General features: G+C 63.4%; 14 protein-coding genes. 12 read left to right on the forward strand and 2 right to left on the reverse strand.

The features are described 5' to 3' along the window. The first annotated feature begins 75 nt into the window (after positions 1–75). The 9 genes from H3221_RS08470 to H3221_RS08510 all read left to right on the forward strand — a co-directional run bounded on the left by H3221_RS08470 (position 76) and on the right by H3221_RS08510 (position 11426). A complete protein-coding gene (locus H3221_RS08470) occupies positions 76–762 on the forward strand; it encodes a hydrolase (protein WP_021489897.1) in 687 nt (228 codons plus the stop codon). 97 nt (positions 763–859) lie between these two features. Further along, a complete protein-coding gene (locus H3221_RS08475; protein WP_196474164.1) occupies positions 860–1438 on the forward strand; it encodes an antibiotic biosynthesis monooxygenase in 579 nt (192 codons plus the stop codon). Between the two features lie 137 nt (positions 1439–1575). Then, positions 1576–3417: an amidohydrolase gene (locus tag H3221_RS08480; protein ID WP_196474198.1), complete on the forward strand. Its 1842-nt coding sequence runs from the start codon at positions 1576–1578 to the stop codon at positions 3415–3417. After that, a complete protein-coding gene (locus tag H3221_RS08485) occupies positions 3396–4700 on the forward strand; it encodes an OprD family porin (protein ID WP_196474163.1) in 1305 nt (434 codons plus the stop codon). Before H3221_RS08480 ends, H3221_RS08485 begins: the two co-directional genes overlap by 22 nt. Before the next feature lie 2 nt (positions 4701–4702). Then, positions 4703–6307, forward strand: coding sequence for an MFS transporter (locus H3221_RS08490; protein ID WP_196474162.1), 1605 nt, complete (start codon positions 4703–4705; stop codon positions 6305–6307). 44 nt (positions 6308–6351) lie between these two features. Then, the gene (locus tag H3221_RS08495) at positions 6352–7089 is read left to right on the forward strand and encodes an alpha/beta hydrolase (RefSeq protein WP_192982038.1); all 738 of its coding nucleotides are present in this window, start codon (positions 6352–6354) and stop codon (positions 7087–7089) included. Positions 7090–7141: 52 nt separating this feature from the next. After that, on the forward strand, positions 7142–10129 hold the full coding sequence (locus H3221_RS08500) for a sensor histidine kinase (protein ID WP_224490534.1): 2988 nt from the start codon (positions 7142–7144) through the stop codon (positions 10127–10129). Continuing rightward, on the forward strand, positions 10129–10770 hold the full coding sequence (locus H3221_RS08505; protein WP_196474160.1) for a response regulator: 642 nt from the start codon (positions 10129–10131) through the stop codon (positions 10768–10770). The genes H3221_RS08500 and H3221_RS08505 overlap by 1 nt, the downstream gene beginning before the upstream one ends. An 86-nt stretch (positions 10771–10856) precedes the next feature. Next, the gene (locus H3221_RS08510) at positions 10857–11426 is read left to right on the forward strand and encodes a helix-turn-helix domain-containing protein (RefSeq protein ID WP_196474159.1); all 570 of its coding nucleotides are present in this window, start codon (positions 10857–10859) and stop codon (positions 11424–11426) included. On the opposite strand, the gene H3221_RS08515 is transcribed toward H3221_RS08510, so the two are convergent. Together H3221_RS08515 and H3221_RS08520 are read right to left on the reverse strand one after the other, a co-directional pair. Then, positions 11427–12029, reverse strand: a complete 603-nt coding sequence (locus H3221_RS08515) for a glutathione S-transferase family protein (RefSeq protein ID WP_196474158.1) — start codon at positions 12027–12029, stop codon at positions 11427–11429. It lies immediately after the preceding gene. 106 nt (positions 12030–12135) lie between these two features. Next, on the reverse strand, positions 12136–13293 hold the full coding sequence (locus tag H3221_RS08520; protein WP_196474157.1) for an aminotransferase-like domain-containing protein: 1158 nt from the start codon (positions 13291–13293) through the stop codon (positions 12136–12138). An 83-nt stretch (positions 13294–13376) separates the two neighbouring features. Between H3221_RS08520 and H3221_RS08525 the strand changes: the two genes are divergently transcribed. The 3 genes from H3221_RS08525 to H3221_RS08535 all read left to right on the forward strand — a co-directional run bounded on the left by H3221_RS08525 (position 13377) and on the right by H3221_RS08535 (position 15542). Continuing rightward, complete coding sequence (locus H3221_RS08525; protein WP_196474156.1) at positions 13377–13886, forward strand: MarR family winged helix-turn-helix transcriptional regulator; 510 nt, start codon at positions 13377–13379, stop codon at positions 13884–13886. A gap of 181 nt (positions 13887–14067) precedes the next feature. Beyond that, positions 14068–14586: an RNA polymerase sigma factor gene (locus H3221_RS08530; protein WP_196474155.1), complete on the forward strand. Its 519-nt coding sequence runs from the start codon at positions 14068–14070 to the stop codon at positions 14584–14586. Then, positions 14583–15542: a FecR domain-containing protein gene (locus H3221_RS08535; protein WP_196474154.1), complete on the forward strand. Its 960-nt coding sequence runs from the start codon at positions 14583–14585 to the stop codon at positions 15540–15542. The genes H3221_RS08530 and H3221_RS08535 overlap by 4 nt, the downstream gene beginning before the upstream one ends. The last annotated feature ends 52 nt before the right edge of the window (positions 15543–15594 follow it).

A 15594-nucleotide genomic window follows, 5' to 3' on the forward strand; every position in this document is an offset into this window, starting at 1 on the left:
TCCTTTCGCCTACCCGGACGGCAACGACCGACGGGATGCGTGCATCGTCTACCGCCCCACCAACAGGTAACCGCTATGAGCAATCCAAAAACCGAAGTCCTGACCCCGCACAACAGCCAGTTGATCTTCATCGACCAACAGCCGCAGATGGCCTTCGGCGTGCAGAGCATCGATCGGCAAACCCTGAAGAACAACACCGTGGGCCTGGCCAAGGCGGCCAAGATCTTCAACGTGCCGACCATCATCACCACGGTCGAAACCGAGAGCTTCTCCGGCCACACCTATCCCGAACTGCTCGCCGTGTTCCCCGACGCACCGCTGCTCGAGCGCACCTCGATGAACTCCTGGGACGACCAGAAAGTCCGCGACGCGCTGAAGAAGAACGGTCGTAACAAGGTCATCGTCTCCGGCCTGTGGACCGAAGTGTGCAACACCACCTTCGCCCTCTCTGCCATGCATGACGCCGGCTACGAAATCTACATGGTCGCCGACGCTTCCGGCGGTACCTCGCAGGCCGCCCATGACTACTCCATGCAGCGCATGATCCAGGCCGGCGTGGTGCCGGTGACCTGGCAACAAGTACTGCTGGAATGGCAACGCGACTGGAAGAACCGCGACACCTACGACGCTGTGATGGCCCTGGTCAAGGAGCACTCCGGCGCCTACGGCATGGGCGTGGACTACGCCTACACCATGGTCCACAAGGCGCCTGAGCGCGTCGAGCACGGTCCAACCCTGGCCCCTGTAGCGGCGCCCATCTGACCTCATGACGGCGGAAACGCCCTCGACTCGACCAGTGGCGCGCACAGTTGCGCGCCACTGGATCGCCAAATCCAAAGCATTGAGCAGAGTCTCCAGCATGAGCGAGACCCAAGCGGAAACCGTCACCCTGGTGGTGCGCCATCAGGTTCGCCCGAGTCATGTGCCACATTACGAGGCTTGGTTACGGCGCATCATCGCGACTGCCAGCCAATGCCCCGGCCACTTGGGGGTCGACGTGGTACGTAGCCATCAAACCTGCCTGGCGCAGTTCACCTGCGTGCTGCGCTTCGCCAGTCTGCAGCAGTTGCAGAGCTGGATCGAATCGGAACAACGACGCCAGCTGATCGCCGAAGTCGAGCCACTGCTACGCGCCGGCGACCAGTTGGAAATCGCCGAGAACAAGGAATTCTGGTTCGTGCCGGAAACCGCACAGGCGCCACCGCCCCGCTGGAAACAGGCCTGCGTCACCTTCCTGGTGATCCTACCGCTGAGCCTGCTGGTCCCGCTGCTCTGGCAACCCCTGCTCCATCTTGTTCCCTGGCTCGGCGGTTACCTGCCGAGCAACGTCCTGATCACCCTGAGCATCGTCCTGCTCGTGGTGTACCTGTTCATGCCCATGGCCACGCGCCTGTTCGACGCCTGGCTGAACCCAACCGTAGACGAGGATCGACCATGAGCCAGGACCCCTCCGACCCGAAACGCCGCCACTTTCTCGCCACCAGCAGCGTGCTCGGTGCAGCCGGGGCATTGTGGTCAGCCATGCCCTTCGCGGCCATGGCCAGCGACTCATCCGTCAGTTCATCAGGAGGCAACATGAGCGCCGATCTCATTCTCTACAACGGTCGCCTGCACACGGTCGACCGCGAAAAACCCCAGGCCAGCGCCGTGGCCATCAAGGATGGGCGCTTCGTCGCCGTCGGCAGCGACGCCGAGGCCATGGCCTTGCGCGGTGATGCAACCCGCGTCATCGACCTGCAAAAGCGCACCGTCATTCCCGGCCTCAACGACTCGCACCTGCACCTGATTCGCGGCGGCCTCAACTACAACCTGGAGCTGCGCTGGGAAGGTGTGCCATCGCTTGCCGACGCCCTGCGCATGCTCAAGGACCAGGCCGACCGCACGCCGACGCCGCAGTGGGTGCGCGTGGTCGGTGGCTGGACCGAGTTCCAGTTCGCCGAAAAACGCCTGCCGACGCTGGATGAACTGAACAAGGCAGCGCCCGACACCCCGGTGTTCGTCCTCCACCTCTACGACCGCGCCCTGCTCAACCGCGCGGCATTGCGCGCCGTGGGCTACGACAAGAACACGCCGAACCCGCCCGGTGGCGAGATCCAGCGTGATGCCAGTGGCGAGCCCACCGGCATGCTGATCGCCCGGCCCAATGCGCTGATCCTCTACGCCACCCTGGCCAAGGGGCCGAAGCTGCCACTGGAGTATCAGGTCAACTCCACCCGCCAGTTCATGCGCGAGCTCAACCGCCTGGGCGTGACCAGCGCCATCGACGCCGGTGGCGGCTACCAGAACTACCCCGACGACTACCAGGTGATCCAGGAGCTGGCCGACAAGGATCAGCTCACCGTGCGCATCGCCTACAACCTGTTTACCCAGAAGCCCAAGGAAGAGCTGACCGACTTCAAGAACTGGACCAGCAGCGTCAAGCTGCACCAGGGCGATGATTTCCTCCGCCATAACGGCGCCGGCGAAATGCTGGTGTTCTCCGCCGCCGACTTCGAGGATTTTGTCCAGCCGCGTCCGGACCTGGCGCCGAGCATGGAAGCCGACCTGGAGCCCGTGGTGCGTCACCTGGTCGAGCAACGCTGGCCGTTCCGCCTGCACGCTACCTATGACGAGTCCATCTCGCGCATGCTCGACGTGTTCGAGAAAGTCGACCGCGACATGCCGTTCAACGGCCTGCCCTGGCTGTTCGACCATGCCGAGACCATCAGCCCGCGCAATATCGAGCGCGTGCGCGCGCTCGGTGGCGGCATCGCCATCCAGCACCGCATGGCTTTCCAGGGTGAGTACTTCATCGACCGCTACGGCGCCAAGGCTGCCGAGGCCACGCCACCGATCCAGCGCATGCTGGCAGAAGGCGTGCCGGTCGGCGGCGGCACCGATGCAACTCGCGTGGCCAGCTACAACCCCTGGACGGCGCTGTACTGGCTGGTCAGCGGCAAGACAGTCGGCGGCACCACGCTCAACCCACAAGGCCTGTCACGCGCCACCGCGCTGCAGCTGTTCACTCACGGCAGCGCCTGGTTCTCCAGCGAACAGGGCAAGAAGGGTCAGATCAAGGTGGGTCAACTGGCCGATCTGGTGGCCTTGAGCGCGGACTTCTTCAGCATCGAGGAAGAACAGATCAAGTGGCTGGAGTCGGTGCTGACCATCGTCGGCGGCAAAGTGGTGCATGGCACCAGCGAGTTCGACAAGCTCGCCCCGCCGACACTACCGGTACTGCCGGACTGGTCGCCGGTGGCCATGGTGCCCGGGCACTGGAAGCCGGCAGCCGCCCCCATGGCCGCCAGCATCCACCAGTGCATCGGCGCCTGCTCGGTGCATCAGCACCAGCATGACCGCGCGCGTCGCAGCAGCATACCGGTTAGCGACCACCAGGGCTTTTGGGGTGCCTTCGGATGTTCGTGCTTCGCCTTCTGAACCTGGCCAGCCCGCGGTCAGCTCCCACGAGCTGGCTGCTGGGAGCAATCCTGGTGGGCAGCGGCGGCCAGGCCATTGCAAACGTCACCGACGAGAACGGTAGATGGGACTTGCTGCTGCGCAACTACTTCCTGAACAACGACCTGCGCGATAACTCTGGCACTGGAGGGCCAAGCTATCAGCAGGAATGGGCACAAGGCTTCATCGGCAACCTCCGTTCTGGCTTCACGGAAGGTTCGGTCGGGCTGGGCATCGATGCGCATGGCTTCGTCGGCATCAAGCTTGATGGTGGCCGCGGCCGTGCCGGCACCGGATTGTTGCCGGTCGACTCCCGGGGGCGCAGCCATGGCTACGCCTCCGCCGGCGGTGCCCTCAAACTACGCGCTGGCAACCACCTGCTGCGCTATGGCGAAATGATGGTCGAGACACCGGTATTCGATACCGGCGACAAGCGCCTGCAACCGGAATACGCCACTGGAGTGATGCTCGACAGCACGCTGTCACCCAGCCTGTTGCTCCAGGCAGGGCGTTTCACACGATTCAAGAACCAGAACGGCAGCTCTTCCCGTGACGACTTCAGCGGCGTAGGTGCCTCGACTCAGAGGGCCGCCATGACGCTTGCCGGTGTTCGCCTGGTCGATAGCCAGGACATCAGCGCCGCACTCTATGCAGCGCAGCTGGAGGACACCTGGCGCCAGGGATATCTGAATCTGAAAGTCCAGCGCGGTCACTGGACCTTGGACACCAATCTGTACCGTACCCACGACCAGGGTGCGGCCCGTGCAGGCGCCATTGATACCCTGGCCTACAGCCTGCTGGCGCGCTATCAACTTGGCGCGCAGAAGTTCACCGTCGCCTATCAGCGAGTCAATGGCGACACGCCCTTTGATTTTGTCGGTGGTGACTCGATCTACCTGGCGAACTCGGTCAAGTACGCCGACTTCAATGGCGCCCAGGAACGCTCCTGGCAGGCCCGTTACGATCTGGACTTAGCTGCATTCGGCATTACCGGACTGAACCTAATGGCGCGCTACATCCGCGGGCACGGCATCGACAGTTCACGCGCCCCTGCCGATGGTGCCTACGCATCGAACAGAACAGCTTCAGGTGGCCGCCACTGGGAACGTGACATCGATCTGCGTTACACGGTACAGCACGGCTCGGCTAAAGGCCTGCGGATGAGCCTGGCCCATGTCAGCCACCGCGGAAACAACTCCCAGAATTTGCCCGATATCGACCGGCTCTACATCACCCTCGAATACCCATTACAAGGCCTGTTCTGATCATGCCCACCGCAAAACCATCGCCCTGGGGCGCACTCAAGCACAGCACCTTCCGCTGGCTGTGGCTGGCCAGCATCGCCTCGAATATCGGCACCTGGATGCATGAAGTCGGCGCCGGCTGGCTGATGACCAGCCTGTCGGCCAACCCCATGCACGTGGCATTGGTACAGGTCGCCGGCTCCGCGCCGATGTTCCTTTTGGCGCTGCCGGCCGGGGCCATGGCCGATATCGTCGACAAGCGCCGCTACCTGCTTGGCGTGCAGTTGTGGATGGCGGCAGTGGCGACGCTGCTGGCTGTGCTTACCCTGCTCGGGCTGACCACGGTCTGGCTGCTGCTGGGTATGACCCTGGCCATGGGCGTCGGTACCGCCTTGATGATGCCGGCCTGGTCGGCGCTGACACCCGAGCTGGTAAGCAAGCGCGACCTGCCCTCGGCCATCGCCCTGTCGAGCCTCGGCATCAATGTCGCCCGCGCACTCGGCCCGGCAGTCGCCGGGGTACTGGTCAGCTTGAGTGGTCCCTGGGCGACCTTCGCCCTCAACGCCCTGTCGTTCTTCGCGGTGATGGCGGTGCTGCTGACCTGGAAGCGTGAGCGCCAGGTCGCTGCCTTCCCGGCCGAACGCCTGCTCGGCGCCATGCGCGCCGGTTGGCGCTACAGCCGCGCATCGCGACCGCTACAGGCGGTCCTGGTGCGCGCCGCTGCGTTCTTCGTCGGCGCCAGCGCCGGCATGTCGCTGCTGCCGCTGATCGTACGTGGTGAATTGAAAGGCAGTGCCAGCGACTTTGGCCTGCTGCTGGGTAGCGTCGGCATCGGCGCAGTGCTCGGCGCCATGCTGCTGCCCAAACTGCGTGAGCGCATCAGCACCAACAAGCTTGTGGCCGGGGCCAGCGTGCTCTACGCACTGGTGCTGCTGGCCTTGGCCTGGGTGCGTGACTTCGCCGCGCTGCTGCCGGTGATGCTGCTCAGCGGTGCGGCGTGGATTGCCGTGCTGTCGAGCCTGCAGGTCAGCGCGCAGACCTCGGTACCGGATTGGGTGCGAGCTCGTGCGCTGTCGGTGTATATCCTGGTGTTTTTCGGCAGCATGGCTGCTGGCGGCGCACTCTGGGGTTATGTCGCCAGTCAGGCGTCGATTCCGGTCGCCCTGTTCGCCGCAGCGGGTTGCCTGGCACTGGGCTTGCTGCTGACGCTGCATTTCCCCCTGCCGGTAACCGAAAGCGAAGACCTCGCCCCATCACTGCACTGGCCAGCGCCGATTCTGGCTGACGAAGCCGATCTGGAGCGCGGCCCAGTCATGGTCACCCTGCAGTACGATATCGCACCTGAGCATGCGTCCGACTTCCGCCAGGCGATGGCCGAGGTCGCCCACATGCGCAGACGCAACGGCGCGTTCTCCTGGGGGCTGGTACAGAACAGCGAAAATCCTCGCCACTGGCAGGAGTTCTTCTTTGACGAGTCCTGGCTCGAACACCTGCGTCATCACGGCCGGGTGACGCGCGCCGAGCAACGCATCGAGGCTGCGGCCAGACACTTCCAGAATCCGGATGTGCCCGTGCACATCGAGCATTTTCTGATGCCGGCCAAGGATGTGCCCCATGCCACCCCCTGACGACGGCGACCGCCCGAACCAGGGCGCAGCAGGTTGAGTGCAGCATGCCTCGTCACGCCCTGTTCATTCACGGCATCTGGCTCACGCCAGCGATCTGGGAGCCATTTCAGAGACGCTTCAGCGCCTGCGGTTATCGCTGCACGGCGCCGTCTTGGCCGGTTGGCAAAGGCGGTCGACAACCCGGCATCAGCACCCTCCTCGCCCACTACGAAACACTGGTACGCAACCTGGAGCAGCCGCCGCTACTGATTGGCCATGACCTCGGTGGTCTGCTGGTCCAATTGCTGCTCGACCGCGGCCTGGGCCAGGCCGGCATAGCCATTGCCCCACTGCCACCACGCGCCGGTTTGCTGGGTTTGTATAGCACCTGGCCATGGCCATTGCCTTGGGTGGGCTGGCGTGACCTTCTGTACATGACACCGCAGTATTTCGCGCGCAATATGGCGCAAACGCTGACACCTGCACAGCAAAACGCGGCCTATGCGCGCCACATCGTTCCGGCGCCCGGCCGGGTGTTCGTCGAGGCTGCGCTAGGCATCGGTAGCACCGTCGACTTCAGCAACGGCGAACGTGCACCTCTGTTGTTGCTGGCTGCAGGCAATTCCCACATCGTTCGCGCCAGCGTAGTGGCCGCCCTCTATCGTCGTCACCGAGGCTCGTCAGCCATCACCAGCTTCAAGCAGTTCCCCGGCTACAGCCACTGGCTGATCGCCGAACCCGGTTGGGAGAGAATTGCCGACTACAGCATCGAATGGGTTCAGAACCAAGTTGGACGTTTTTAAAGCACACACCCCACAAGCTCGCCTCGGCGTCATGGCAAGCCTGTTTTGCCTGATGTTTTTCAGCACTGTCGCGCTGGCCGACAGAAGCGCTCTGGAGCAGCAACTGGAACATCGGCGCTGGACGCTCAACGACGACAGCCCCAGCCAGATCGGCGCTTTGGCCGAAGCCCGTGACGGCTACCTGTGGCTGGGTACTCACGACTCCCTGTATCGCTTCGATGGCTTCGACTTCACCCGATATCGCACGCCTGGTGGCCATGAACTGGGTATCGTATCCAGCCTGCTGGCCAGCGAAGCCGGGCTTTGGGTCGGTTTGCGCAACGGCGGCGTTCACCTGATCGCATCGGGGGAGGAACACCCCAGCAGCTTCGATCTGGCCCGAGGGGTAATCTACGCCCTGGCACAGACAGCAGACGGCAGCGTCTGGGCTGCAGCCAACGACGGTCTGATGCGTTTCGACGGCAAGCACTGGCAGCAACTGGGCATGGCGGAAGGTTTTATCGGCGAAAATGCCTACAGCGTCTTCGTCGACAGCAGTGACCGTCTCTGGGTAGCTGATGAGCAGCGCCTTTATGTACTGCCGCCTGGCACCCGGAAGCTGCACGACACCGGGGTTCGCAGCCAACGCACGCGTCAGATCGCGCAAGCCGCCGATGGCGCACTGTGGTTGATCGAACGCGACCGCGACAGCCTGCTGCGGGTAAAGACCGATCAGCCGCGACTGCAGGCGACCCACGTGGCACTTGGCGAAGTGGCCAACGCCATGCTGTTCGACCAGCATGGCTGTCTCTGGCTGAGCACCGCTGGCGGTGGTCTGTTGCACGTAGCCAAACCCAACGAACATGGCAACGGCAGCTTCGATGATATCGAGCGGCTTTCTTCGCGTGATGGTCTGAGCTCCAACTTCGCCTGGCCGCTGCTGGAGGACAGCGAAGGTAGCCTGTGGATCGGCACGCAGAACGGGCTTGATCGGCTGCGCGAACGCCCTCTGCGCCCGGCTGGCTTTCCGCCCGAGGCGAACAACCTGGCGATTGCCGCAGATGACGCCGGCAATCTCTGGGCTGCCAGCAGCAACCTACCGCTCATGCGCCTGGATGAACAGGGTTTGCACGAGCTGCCGCTGCGTACACCGATCAGCGCAATCAGCAAAGGCCCTCACGGCTCGGTCTGGCTGGCCGGACCCGAAGGTATCTGGCGCAGCGCTGAGGAACAGGTGGAGAAAATCTCCGCCCTGCCGGTCGAGCACGACCTGGATTCATCGGTGCGCACTCTGCTGATCGACGCTCAGGGCGCGCTCTGGCTCTCACTCAACCGTCAGGGTCTCTACGTTCTGCGCGATGGCAACTGGCGACGACTTCCCGCCCCAAGCAAGGACCCGACGCAACTGATGCCGGTGAGCTCTGCCCTCGCCCCTGATGGCAGGCGCTGGTTCGGCTATCGCAACAACCTGATCGTCAGCCATGACGATCAGGGCGAACGCCAGTGGGGCAGCGCAGATGGGCTGGATATTGGTCACGTGACGGCAATGGCTCATTTGCAGGACCACAGCTGGTTCGGCGGCCAACGGGGCCTGGCACGCTTCGATGGGGAGCGCTTCCAGAATCTTCCGCTGAGCGAGAATGGGCTGTTCAACAATCTCTACGCGATCATCCCGGTCACCGGTCCTCAGGGAGAAGACCTCTGGCTGCACGGCAAAGGTGGCGTCTTTCAGTTACCGGCCGCAGAAATCGAAAAGGCGCTGAACGATCCCAAGCACCATATCCATTACCGTACCTACGATCTGCAAGGCGGGCTCGCCAACAACCCGCACCAGGTGCTCGCCCTGCCAACAGCGGTGCGCAGCAGCGATGGTCGTCTGTGGTTCGTCACCCGCAACGGCGTGGCCGGCTTGAGTCCACATAAGGCGATACATAGCGACAAGCCCCCCAGGGTGCGTATCGATTCGCTCATGGCTGACGGTGCGACCATCTCCGTGCAAACGCCGCCAACCCTGCCCGCAGACAGCAAACGCCTGGTCATTCACTACGGCGCCCTGAGCCTGTCTACGCCCGAGGGGCTGCATTTTTTCTACCGTCTCGATGGTTTTGACAGCGAATGGCACTCCGCCGGACGTCAGCGCGAGGCGACCTATACCGGCCTGCACGCCGGCGACTATCGCTTTCGCGTGCGTGCGCTCAATCAAAATGGCGTAGCCAGCGAGCAGGATGCCGAACTCAGGTTCAGCATCGATCAGGTGTTCTACAGTCATCCGCTGTTCATCCTGACCATGGCATTGGTCGTGCTACTGACCCTGCACCTGCTCTATCGCAATAACATGCGGCGCGCAGCCGAACGCCTGCGCACACGCCTGGAAGAACGTCACGACGAACGCGAGCGCATCGCCCGCGAACTGCACGACACCTTGTTGCAGGGCGTGCAAGGGCTGATGCTCCACGTGCAGGCTGCGGCAAACAGTCTGCCAGACGATCAGCCTGCGCGGGGCAAGCTGGAGAATGCCCTGGATCGTGCCGATCAGGTGATCGCCGAAGGTCGTGAGCGGGTGCGCAACCTGCGCCACGCACAGGAGGCGTCGAATGACTTGCCGCAGACGCTACACGAGCTCGATCAGTTGCATGAACATGCGGATACCGAGTACCGAGTCGAGATCGCAGGCACACCCTGCACCCTACACCCGGTGGTGCATGACGAGCTCAGCCAACTCGCCCGCGAGGCGGTCAGCAATGCCTTTCGTCATGCCGGGGCTCGCCATATTTGCGTGCAGCTGGATTACCACCCCCGGCAGTTCTCATTGTGCGTTATCGACGATGGCCGCGGCCTGCTGGCCGAGTACCTGCTGGGCGCAGAGCCGGTCGATCACTGGGGCCTGAGAGGCATGTACGAACGCGCCGCCAAGATTGGCGGCACACTTAATATCGACAGCACCCCCGGCCACGGTTGCCAGGTACGACTGACCCTGGCCGGACCATTGGCCTATCGCCAGTCGCCCCCTCGCGCGCGACGTTGGCTAAACTGGAAAGGATTGATCAGGAGCTCGCAGTAATGACCGCTGTCAACCCCATCCGCGTGCTGGTCGCCGACGATCACCCTCTGCTGCGCGAGGGCATCGCTGCCGTGCTCGCCGGACAGGCGGATATCGATCTGGTCGGCGAAGCCAGCGACGGCCGCGAAGCACTGGAATGTTTTCGCCACCTGCGACCGGACGTCACCCTGATGGACCTGCAGATGCCTCATATGAACGGCATCGACAGCATCCTGGCGATTCGCGGCGAATGCCCGGATGCACGCATCGCCATCCTCACGACCTATCGCGGTGACGTGCGTGCGCTGCATGCGATCCAGGCGGGCGCGCAGGCCTATCTGCTGAAAAGCACACTGCGCAAGGAGCTGGTGGAGACCATTCGCAGCCTAGCCGCCGGCAGACGCCATATTCCGCCCGAGATCGCCGCCGACCTGGCCCAGCACATCGGCCAGCAGTGCCTAAGCCCACGTGAAGTGGAAGTTCTGCAGGCAGCAGCTCTGGGTTATTCAAATCGCGATATTGCGCTGCAACTGCGTATCACCGAAGACACGGTCAAAGGCCATATGCGCCTGATCATGGACAAGCTCGGCGCCAACAATCGCACCCACGCCGTGGCCATCGCCGTGCAGCGCGGCGTGCTGGAGATCGGCACCCCACTTTAGTGTTGTCACCCTTCCCCTCCTTGTGAGCTGTGCGCCGCCGACTGCGCCGCGCATGCTTTACAACCAATAAGACAAGGAGGCTGGCAATGGGCTCGTTCGGCGAACTTCAGGCAATTACGCCCTGCCTGCACCAGGCCGGGCTAGAACCACAGCTACTGGACCGTATCGCTGCCTTGCTCGCGGAGGCGGAAACGCAGCTGCTGGAGGACACGCAAAGCGCCTACGTGCATGTCGAGCAGGCCATGACGCTGCTACGCCAGGTCAACGGCTGCAAGCAGTGCAGCATTCGTCATTGCACAACCGGTCTGACACGCTGGCAGACGCGACGCCTGGATCAGTACATCGGCGACAACCTGGCCGCCGCCATTCGCACTTGCGACCTGGCTGCCCAACTCAAACTGAGCAGCAGCCATTTTTCCCATGTGTTCAAACAGACCTTCGGCATCACGCCACTGGCCTATGTGGCACGCAAGCGCATCGAGGCGGCCAGGGAGATGATGCTAGCCACCGACCAGCCGTTGACGCAGATCGCCCACGCCCTCGGCTTCTGCGACCAGTCGCATTTCACCCGCACCTTTCGCCGCGAGACCGGATTGAGCCCCTTGGTATGGCGGCAGCGCTGCGCTTCACGGACGCAGGCCATCGCCGAACCGTGATCAGCCGAGCATGGTCACGTGGCGTGGATGACTGGCGACGCGATCAAGCCAGGCGCGAACCGCCGGGAAAGCTTCGAGGCTGAAGCTGCCCTCGTGAGCCACGTGGGTGTAGGCATATAGGGCAATGTCGGCGATGGAATAATGCTCGCCGACCAGATAGGGCGTACGCTCGAGCTGCCTCTCCATCACCTTCAGGGCCTTGTAGCCGAGTTTCAGGCAGCGCGCGTGCTCGTCGCGGCGTTCCTCGGGCATGCCCTGATAGAGCTGGATGAAACGCGCCACCGCAACGTAGGGCTCGTGGCTGTACTGCTCGAAGAACTGCCACTGCAGCACCTGGGTACGCAAGCGCGGCTCGGTCGGCAGAAACTCGCTGCCATCGGCGAGGAAATTGAGGATGGCGTTGGACTCCCACAGACAGGTGCCGTCTTCCAGCTCCAGCACCGGGATCTTGCCGTTGGGGTTCTTGGCCAGGAAGGCTTCGCTCTGTGTCTCGCCCTTGAGGATATCGATGGGAATCCACTGGTACTCCTTGCCCAGCAGATGCAGCATCAGCTTGACCTTGTAGCAGTTACCCGAGCGGTAATCGCCGTAAACCTTGAACATCGCGTTGCCCTCCCGTGTTTCCTTCTTTTACCTGTAGGAGCCGGCTTGCCGGCGATCCGCCTTAGCAAGCGCATCGCCAGCGAGCCGGCTCCTACGCTTCAAGCTTCTACTTCGCCTGTGCCGCTTGAATCACCTCCGACAGGCGGCGCAACCCTTCGCCCAGGCGCTCCGGTGCCACGTGACTGAAATTCAGTCGCAGGTGGCCGGGGTTGGCATCCGGATCGATAAAGAACGGCTCGCCAGGCATGAAGGCGACGTTCTGCGCCAGCGCCGCATCGAGCAGCGTGCGGGTGTCGAGCGGCTGCTTCAGGGTCAGCCAGAAAAACAGGCCACCCTGCGGAATCTCCCACTCGGCCAGGTCGCCGAAGTGCTCCAGCAGCGCCGCCTGCATGGCGTCGCGGCGAATGCGGTAGAAGTCGCGCAGCTCGGCCAGGTGGCCACGATACTGCTCGCTGCCCAGCCACTGCAGCGCCTGCCACTGACCGATGCGGTTGGTGTGCAGGTCAGCCGACTGTTTCAGGCGCAGCAGGTGCGGGTACAGGTCCTTGGTGGCGATCAGGTAGCCGACGCGCAGGCCTGGCAGCAGCGTCTTGGACACGGTACCGGTGTAGATCCAGCTGGTCTTCTGCAGACGGCTGACGATGGGGGTGGCGCTACCGGCATCGAACACCAGCTCGCGGTACGGCTCGTCCTCGATCAGGGTCACGCCGAACTCGTCGAGCAGCGCCGCCACGGCTTCACGCTTGGCTTCACTGTAACGGGTGCCGGACGGATTCTGGAAAGTCGGGATCAGGTAGGCGAAGGCCGGCTTGTGGTTTTCCAGACGCTGACGCAGCGCCGCCAACTCGGGGCCGTCGGCCTCCTGCGGTACGCTGATGCAGTCGGCGCCAAACAGTTGAAAGGCCTGCAGGGCAGCCAGGTAGGTCGGCGCTTCGAGCAGCACTTCGGTGCCCGGATCGATGAACAGTTTGGAGGCCAGGTCCAGGGTCTGCTGCGAACCGCTGACGATCAGTACCTGGCTGGCATCGCAGGGCACACCCAGCGCACGTGCCTCAGCGGCGATGGCCTCGCGCAGCGCCGGCTCGCCTTCGCTCATGCCGTACTGGCCCATGCTCGCCGGCATCTCGGTCCAGTCCACTTTCGGCAGCATCGGCTCGGCCGGCAGGCCACCGGCGAAGGACATCACTTCCGGACGCTGCGCCGCGGCAAGAATTTCACGGATCAGGGAGCTTTTCAGGCGGGCGATGCGTTCGGAGAAGGCCATGGGATGTCCTGGGGTGCAAAAGTCATTGGAATTAAGTCAAACTGCTTGACCGAAACTACGCCGCCAAACAGAGATACGTCAATATGACTGACCTAAAAAATTTCCCCGAGAGATTTTTAACGTCACCCGCCGAGGGCGCGCAGGCCGGCCGTCATGGTTCGCAGGTCATCAAAAACGCCGCTGCTCAGCAGGCCGCCATGGAAGCCTTCTTCTTCGGCTACCAGGCCTTCACTGCCAAGCCCGACGAGATGCTCGCCAAGCGCGGCCTGTCGCGCGTGCATCACCGCATCCTGTTCTTCATCGCCAAGTACCCGGGCCTGAACATGACCGAGCTGCTGGGTTACCTGGGCGTGAGCAAACAGGCGCTGAACATGCCGTTGCGCCAGCTGATCGAGATGAACCTGGTACAGAGCGGGGCTGCCGCAGACGACAAGCGCAAGCGTGTTCTCGGCTTCACCCCCGAGGGCGCCAAACTGGAGCAGGCTCTGCGCCGCGAACAGGCGCGCCTGTTGCAGCGCGTGTTCGGCGAGATGGGCGAAGAGGCCGTGCAGGGCTGGCTGGACGTCAATCATGCGCTGGCGCGCAGCCGCTAGGAGCGTACGTAACCATCGCATCCATATTTCATTTGCAGAGTTCGCGCCTACCGATTCAGCCTGCCTCCTTGGTTCCTCTGCGCCGCCGGTCACGCAGGCTACTGCGTGATTGCACCCCGACACGACCTCTGCGATCATATGCGAATCATTATCACCTTAACTTAGATCTCGCGAGGTGCGCGTGTCGGTTCAGGATTCCAGCAATCAGCAACTGGTCGGTCTGCTTTATCGCGATCACCGTGACTGGCTGTTCGGCTGGCTGCGCAAAAGCCTGAATTGCACGCAACGCGCCGAAGACCTGAGCCAGGACACCTTCGTCCGCCTGCTCGGTCGCACCGACCTGCACAAACCGCGCGAGCCCAGAGCCCTGCTGACCACCATCGCCAAGGGGCTGCTGGTCGACCAGTTCCGCCGCCATGCGCTGGAACGTGCCTATCTGGAAGAACTCGCACTGGCTCCGCAAGCCGTGCAACCCAGCTCGGAAGAACAGGCTCTGGCTCTGGAGCAACTGGCCGAGATCGATCGTCTGCTCGGTCAGCTTTCGAGCAAGGCTCGTGCAGCTTTCCTCTATAACCGTCTGGATGGTATCGGCCACGCCGAGATCGCTGAGCGGCTTGGCGTGTCCCCGTCGCGCGTGCGCCAATACCTCGCCCAGGGCCTGCGCCAGTGCTACATCGCACTGTACGGAGCGCCGCAGTGAGCCAGGTCTCGGCTCGCGTGCTCGATGAGGCAATCGCCTGGCAGCTGTGCCTGGATTCGGGTGAAGCCAGCGAGCAGCAGCGCCACGACTTCGCCGACTGGCTGGCCGCTCACCCGGAGCATGGCCTGGTCTGGCGACGCCTCGGCGGCATCGACCAGCAACTTTCTGCCGCCAGCGCGCCGATGGCACGACGCGCCCTTTTGCAGAGCAGCGTCAGCCGTCGGCGCAGCCTGCGCCGTCTTGGCGGTAGCGCCCTGGGTCTGCTGCTGGCCACCGGAGTAACGCTGGCGCTGCTGGCTCAGCAACGCCCGCTTGGCGATTACCTCGCCGACTACCATACCGCCAGCGGAGAACAACGCGATCTGCTGCTCGCCGACCGCAGCCAGGTGCGCCTCAACAGCCGCAGTGCGCTGGATATCGAGTTCGACGACAACGAACGACGCCTGCACCTGCGCAGCGGCGAGATCCTGATCCAGACCGCCAAGGGCGACGCACGCCCCTTTATCGTCGAGACGGACCAGGGACGACTGCGTGCGTTGGGTACTCGCTTTCTGGTCCGACGCGAAGGGACTGCGACCGAATTGATCGTGTTGCAGTCGGCGGTCGCTGCCAGGCCGTTGGCCAGTTCGCAGGAACGCATCATCCACAGCGGCGAGCAGGTGCGGATGGATAGCCAGTACCTCGGCGACAGCCACCCTGCCCCCATCAGCGCCGACGCGTGGAGCCGCGGCATGCTGGTGGCGGACAACCTGCCACTGCAGCGCCTGATCGATCAGCTTGGCGAATACCGCGACGGTTATCTGAGCCTCGACCCGAGCCTGGCCGGGCTGCGCATCAGCGGCAGCTTCCCGCTGCACGACAGCGACAAGGCACTGGCCGCTCTGGCGCTCAGCCTGCCCGTGCGCTCCGAGCAATTGGGCCCCTGGTGGACCCGCGTGGTGCCGGCAGAAAAATAATTTTCTCCGCCCCTGTCATTTTTCTTTCCTGCTTCGGCAAGAAGGACATTGA

The sequence above is a fragment of the Pseudomonas chaetocerotis genome, from assembly GCF_015712105.2.
GTDB classification, from domain to species: Bacteria; Pseudomonadota; Gammaproteobacteria; order Pseudomonadales; family Pseudomonadaceae; genus Aquipseudomonas; species Aquipseudomonas chaetocerotis.

Excerpts from the sequence above, each read along its gene's own strand:
- H3221_RS08510 (WP_196474159.1), top strand. The coding sequence starts at position 10,857 with ATGGGCTCGTTCGGCGAACTTCAGGCAATTACGCCCTGCCTGCACCAG.
- H3221_RS08495 (WP_192982038.1), top strand. The coding sequence starts at position 6,352 with ATGCCTCGTCACGCCCTGTTCATTCACGGCATCTGGCTCACGCCAGCG.
- H3221_RS08475 (WP_196474164.1), top strand. The coding sequence starts at position 860 with ATGAGCGAGACCCAAGCGGAAACCGTCACCCTGGTGGTGCGCCATCAG.
- H3221_RS08485 (WP_196474163.1), top strand. The coding sequence starts at position 3,396 with ATGTTCGTGCTTCGCCTTCTGAACCTGGCCAGCCCGCGGTCAGCTCCC.
- H3221_RS08505 (WP_196474160.1), top strand. The coding sequence starts at position 10,129 with ATGACCGCTGTCAACCCCATCCGCGTGCTGGTCGCCGACGATCACCCT.
- H3221_RS08480 (WP_196474198.1), top strand. The coding sequence starts at position 1,576 with ATGAGCGCCGATCTCATTCTCTACAACGGTCGCCTGCACACGGTCGAC.
- H3221_RS08515 (WP_196474158.1), bottom strand. The coding sequence starts at position 12,029 with ATGTTCAAGGTTTACGGCGATTACCGCTCGGGTAACTGCTACAAGGTC.
- H3221_RS08525 (WP_196474156.1), top strand. The coding sequence starts at position 13,377 with ATGACTGACCTAAAAAATTTCCCCGAGAGATTTTTAACGTCACCCGCC.
- H3221_RS08470 (WP_021489897.1), top strand. The coding sequence starts at position 76 with ATGAGCAATCCAAAAACCGAAGTCCTGACCCCGCACAACAGCCAGTTG.
- H3221_RS08520 (WP_196474157.1), bottom strand. The coding sequence starts at position 13,293 with ATGGCCTTCTCCGAACGCATCGCCCGCCTGAAAAGCTCCCTGATCCGT.
- H3221_RS08500 (WP_224490534.1), top strand. The coding sequence starts at position 7,142 with ATGTTTTTCAGCACTGTCGCGCTGGCCGACAGAAGCGCTCTGGAGCAG.
- H3221_RS08490 (WP_196474162.1), top strand. The coding sequence starts at position 4,703 with ATGCCCACCGCAAAACCATCGCCCTGGGGCGCACTCAAGCACAGCACC.